Genomic DNA, 3039 nt, shown 5'->3' with positions numbered 1-3039 from the left:
CCCCGCACCCGGCCGTGCGGGGGGCGCGGCCGCGTACGGCAGCGTGCGCGCGGGGAGCGCACGGGGGCGGCCCGGCGCCGTGGACGGGCGCGCTGCGCGGGCGCGCGGCGCGCCCGCGCCGGGCGAAATGCCCTCCGTGCAACTGCCCGTGGCACGCACCGGTCGGAAACCGTGTTCCGAACCGTCCACATGGTCGAATTCAAGCCATGGAAAACCGGGTTCGCGCCTGACGAGCCGGAAAATCGCTCGGAAAACTTCTGCTATTCGGCCAACCACGAGCCGTCACCCGTTCTACGCTGATGCGTGACACCGGTGGGGGCCGGTGTTGATTCAGGGGTCGAGACACGCCGGGTACGGCGTCCGGTCCGGGGTAGTGCAGAGATGTCTCGGCGGCGGCCGCGGCAGCTGCGGATCACCCGGTCCGGGCGCCGTACCCGCAGTCGTCCGTTCCCCGACCCTTGGGGGTTTTGTGGTTCGCATCCGGGTTCTCGTGGTCGACGATCACCGCATCTTCGCCGAATCGCTCGCCGCCGCGCTCGCGGCCGAGCCCGACGTGGACGTGTCCGCGGCCGGCAGCGGCCCCGCCGCGCTGCGCTGCCTCGAACGCGCGGTGGCCGAGGGCCGCCGCTTCGACGTCCTGCTCGTCGACGCCGACCTCGGCGCCGCCGCCGGCGCCGTGCCCGCCCAGCGCGAACCGGGTTCCGGCCCGCCGCCCGCGGCGGACGGGATCGCCCTGGTCGCCGGGGTGCGGGTGGCCCACCCCGGGGTCCGCACCGTCGTCCTCGCCGAACGCGACGACCCGCGCCGGGCCGCACTGGCCCTCCAGGCAGGGGCCTCCGGCTGGGTGGCGAAGGACTGCTCGCTCTCGCGGCTGCTCGCCGTCATCCGCGGCGTCCTGCGCGAGGAGACCCACCTTCCGCCCGCGCTGCTCACCGGAGTGCTGCGCGAACTGACCGCGGCGCGCAAGCACCGTACGGACAGCGAACGGCTCGTCGAGTCCCTCACGCCGCGCGAGCACGAGGTGCTGCGCTGCATGGTGGCGGGACTGGGCCGCAAGGACGTGGCGGCGCGGCTGTTCCTGTCCCCGCACACGGTCCGCACGCACATGCAGAACGTGCTGGGCAAGCTCGGGGTGCACTCGACGCTCGCGGCGGTGGCACTGGCCCGGCGGGCCGGGGTGCGGCCGGCCGACCTAGCCGGGGATGTTGTCGAACGGAGCGGTCAACTGGCGTAGCAGCGCCGCGAGGTCACCGCGCTGGGCCTGGGAGAGCTGGGCCAGGATCGCCCGCTCCTGGGCCAGCAGGCCCGCCAGGGCCTGGTCGGCGCGGTCCCGGCCCTCGGGCGTCAGCCGGACCAGCACCCCGCGCCGGTCGTTGGGGTCGGGCAGCCGCTCGACGAGGCCCTTCTTGGCGAGCCGGTCGATGCGGTTGGTCATGGTGCCCGAGGTGACCAGGGTCTGCGTCAGCAGCTGGCCGGGGGAGAGCTGGTAGGGCGCGCCGGCGCGGCGCAGCGACGTCAGGACGTCGAACTCCCAAGGCTCCAGGCCGTGCTCGGAGAACGCCAGCCTGCGGGCGCGGTCGAGATGACGGGCAAGCCTGCTGACGCGGCTCAGTACTTCGAGCGGTTCCACGTCGAGGTCAGGGCGTTCCCGCCGCCATGCCGCGACCAATCGGTCGACCTCGTCCTCCATGCCGATCAGTGTAAGGGGTCTGTCGACGTGAAGTCTCTTCAAATCGAGGATCTCGGAAATTTATATCTCGATCTCATGAGTCTTGACGTCAAGATATATTTTGGGCGACGATGGGCATGGAGGGTGCCGGAACGGCTTCCGCTTCCGCCCGACCCGCCAGCAGGGAGGCTCGAACATGCATTCCGATATCGCGTCGGCAAGGATCCCCGCCGCCACCACCCAGGCCGCACCGACCTGGGACCCCCAGCAATACCTCCGGCACGCAGGACACCGGACCCGACCCTTCCTCGACCTGCTGAACCGGATACCCGACCTGCCTGCCCGGCCCGCCCGCATCGCCGACCTCGGCTGCGGCCCCGGCAACGTCACCGCGCTCCTCGCCGAACGCTGGCCCGAGGCCCGCATCACCGGCTTCGACCTCTCCCCGGACATGCTCCGGCGCGCCGACGACGAGTACGCGGGCAGGACCGCCGCCGGCGGCAGCCTCGACTTCCGCCACGCCGACCTCGCCGACTGGCTCCCCGAGGAGCCCTACGACCTGATCGTCTCCAACGCCGCCCTCCAGTGGGTCCCGAGCCACCCCGGCTCCTTCCCCGCCTGGATCCACGGACTGCGCCCCGGCGGAACCTTCGCCTTCCAGATCCCCGGCAACCACGGCGCCCCCAGCCACGCCCTGCTCGCCCGGCTCTGCGACACCCCGCGCTGGCACGACCGGCTGGCCGGCCACGGCGCCCGCTACGTCCACCTCCTGGGACCCGCCGAGTACCTGGCCCGGCTCACCGGGCTGGGCTGCTCCGTCGACACCTGGGAGACGACGTACCACCAGCTGCTGACCGGCCCCGATCCGGTGCTCGACTGGGTCAAGGGCACCGCCCTGCGGCCCGTCCTCACCGCCCTCGGCGACGACCGGCCGGCCGTGGACGCCTTCCTCGCCGAATACCGCGAGCTGCTGCGCGAGGCCTACCCGCCCGGGCCGCGCGGCACCGTGTTCCCGTTCCGCCGGATCTTCGCCGTCGCCCGCAAGGAGGCCTGACCGTGCTGACCGCCGTCGACCACGTCCAGCTCGCCGCGCCGCCCGGCTCGGAAGACCGGCTCCGCGCGTACTACACCCACGTACTGGGCATGACCGAGATCCCCAAACCGCCCGTCCTCGCCGCCCGCGGCGGCTGCTGGTTCGCCGCCGGCCCCGTGCAGCTGCACCTGGGCGTCGAGGAGGACTTCCGGCCCGCCCGCAAAGCACACCCCGGGCTGCGGGTGAGCGGGATCGAGGCGTACGCGCGCAGACTGCGCGAACGCGGCGCCGAGGTCGTCTGGGACGACAACCTGCCCGGACACCGCCGCTTCTACTC

Annotated in this window: 4 protein-coding genes; 3 read left to right on the top strand and 1 reads right to left on the bottom strand. The window is 73.0% G+C overall.

Annotated features, from left to right (window positions below):
* Nucleotides 1-469: 469 nt before the first annotated feature.
* A complete protein-coding gene (locus ACFXA3_RS39850; protein WP_385195886.1) occupies nucleotides 470-1234 on the top strand; it encodes a LuxR C-terminal-related transcriptional regulator in 765 nt (254 codons plus the stop codon).
* On the opposite strand, the gene ACFXA3_RS39845 is transcribed toward ACFXA3_RS39850, so the two are convergent.
* The gene (locus ACFXA3_RS39845; RefSeq protein ID WP_030297045.1) at nucleotides 1193-1690 is read right to left on the bottom strand and encodes a MarR family winged helix-turn-helix transcriptional regulator; all 498 of its coding nucleotides are present in this window, start codon (nucleotides 1688-1690) and stop codon (nucleotides 1193-1195) included. The genes ACFXA3_RS39850 and ACFXA3_RS39845 overlap by 42 nt on opposite strands.
* 175 nt (nucleotides 1691-1865) lie before the next feature.
* On the opposite strand from ACFXA3_RS39845, the gene ACFXA3_RS39840 reads away from it, so the two are divergent.
* Both ACFXA3_RS39840 and ACFXA3_RS39835 read left to right on the top strand, forming a co-directional pair.
* Nucleotides 1866-2723 (top strand): trans-aconitate 2-methyltransferase, encoded by an 858-nt coding sequence (locus ACFXA3_RS39840; RefSeq protein ID WP_385195884.1) that lies wholly within the window; start codon nucleotides 1866-1868, stop codon nucleotides 2721-2723.
* Nucleotides 2724-2725: 2 nt separating this feature from the next.
* Nucleotides 2726-3039 (top strand): glyoxalase (locus tag ACFXA3_RS39835; protein ID WP_385195882.1); only part of this gene is annotated, 314 nt, incomplete at its 3' end.

It is taken from the genome of Streptomyces sp. NPDC059456 (genome assembly GCF_042750055.1).
Classification (GTDB): Bacteria; Actinomycetota; Actinomycetes; order Streptomycetales; family Streptomycetaceae; genus Streptomyces.
The sequence above is the reverse complement of the archived record's forward strand: the minus strand, read 5'-3'. Positions and strand labels throughout refer to the sequence as shown.